Origin of the sequence: Kribbella caucasensis (genome assembly GCF_004361855.1) — a bacterium.
Lineage (GTDB): Bacteria > Actinomycetota > Actinomycetes > Propionibacteriales > Kribbellaceae > Kribbella > Kribbella caucasensis.
Genome location: NZ_SNWQ01000070.1, coordinates 1 through 1,580, shown reverse-complemented (window position 1 = coordinate 1,580; position 1,580 = coordinate 1). Strand labels below are relative to the sequence as shown.

General features: G+C 70.4%; 1 protein-coding gene. It reads left to right on the top strand.

Annotated features, from left to right (window positions below):
• The first annotated feature begins 218 nt into the window (after positions 1-218).
• Positions 219-1,538, top strand: coding sequence for a zinc ribbon domain-containing protein (locus tag EV643_RS45300; protein WP_202870083.1), 1,320 nt, complete (start codon positions 219-221; stop codon positions 1,536-1,538).
• The last annotated feature ends 42 nt before the right edge of the window (positions 1,539-1,580 follow it).

The window sequence follows — 1,580 nt, the reverse complement described above, 5'->3', positions numbered from 1 at the left end:
CCCCGGCCAACCAGGAGACCTGCACCGGCTGCAATCGTCGCCGCCCGGTCAGCGTCCGCACCCCGAACGGGCCGCTCTGCCCGAGCTGCCGCCCCTGGAAGATCCTGACCTGCGGCATCTGCGGGAACAACGCACCGTGCGCGATCTCCAAGATCACAGGGCAGCCCTGGTGCCGGGCCTGCAAACAACGGTGGGTCCGCTGCGCCGGCTGCGATGAGATGCGGCCCGTCCGCGGCGGAACCCTCAAGAAGCCTCTCTGCTCGACCTGCACCCGCCCCGACCCCGACTTCTGGCGCAGCTGTCCGAACTGCGGGCAGCCCGGCCGCATCCACACCGGTCGGTGCGCCCGCTGCACCCTGGACCAGCGGTTGCGCCAGCTGCTCAGCGACGACAGCGGCGAGATCCGGCCGGAACTGCGAGCCCTCTACCAGGCCCTCGCGGCGACGGAACGACCCGACACCGTGGCGGCCTGGCTCGACAAGAGCGCCGCCCCGGCAATCCTGCGCGGGCTCGATGCCCGCACCGAACTCACCCACCAGGTGCTCGACGAGCTGCCCGCAGGCAAGCCGGTCGAACACCTGCGCAGCGTCCTGGTCGCGATCGGGACACTGCCGCCGCGCGACGAGCAGATGGCCCGGCTCGAGCGCTGGATCACCCGCACCATCGCCGCACGAGCCGACCCCGACGAGCAGCAACTGCTGCACCGCTACGCCGTCTGGCACCTACTCCGACGACTGCGCCGCCGGCTGGCCGACAGCAACGCCACCCACAGCCAGGTCGCCTGCGCCCAACAGCGCGTCCGCGCCGCCATCGGACTGCTCGACTGGCTCAACGCTCACAGCCTCAGCCTGACCACCGCCCGGCAGGGCGACCTCGACCGCTGGCTGAGCAGCGAACGCGCCACGCTCCGCCACGAGGCCGGACACTTCGTCCGCTGGGCCAACAAGCAAAAGCTGACCAGCCTGGAGTTCCCCGCCGTGCGCTGGGGCGGCCCGTCCGGCATCATCGACACCGAGGCCCGCTGGGAACAAGCACGCCGGCTGCTCCACGACAACACCGTCAAACCCGAAGACCGCGTCGCCGGCCTGCTGGTGCTTCTTTACGCCCAATGGCCGGCAACAATCAGCCGACTCACCCTCGACCACGTCGACACCGACAAGGACGAAGTACGGATCCGACTCGGCCGCGAGCCCGTCGTCCTCCCCGAACCACTCGCCACGCTCGTCCTCCAGCTCGTCGCGACCCGCCGCGGCCACGCCGCCATCGGCGACCAAGGAACCTCACCCTGGCTGTTCCCCGGCGGACAACCCGGCCGGCCGATCAGCGCCTACCGCATGGGCGAACGACTCCGCGAACTCGGCCTCCAGCCCGGACAGTCCCGCTCCACCGCACTGTTCCAACTCGCCACCGACCTGCCCGCCGCACTGCTTGCCCGCATGCTCGGCATCCACATCACCGTTGCCGTCGCCTGGCAACGCGCCAGCAGCGGCGACTGGACCAGCTACGCCGCCGAAGTCAGCCGCCGGACCGAACCATGAGAACGGGCATTCAGACAGTTCCAATAACCGACGTCGCCAGAG

What these genes read in the sequence shown, in the direction of transcription:
- EV643_RS45300 (WP_202870083.1), top strand. Translation starts at nt 219, where the DNA reads ATGCGGCCCGTCCGCGGCGGAACCCTCAAGAAGCCTCTCTGCTCGACC.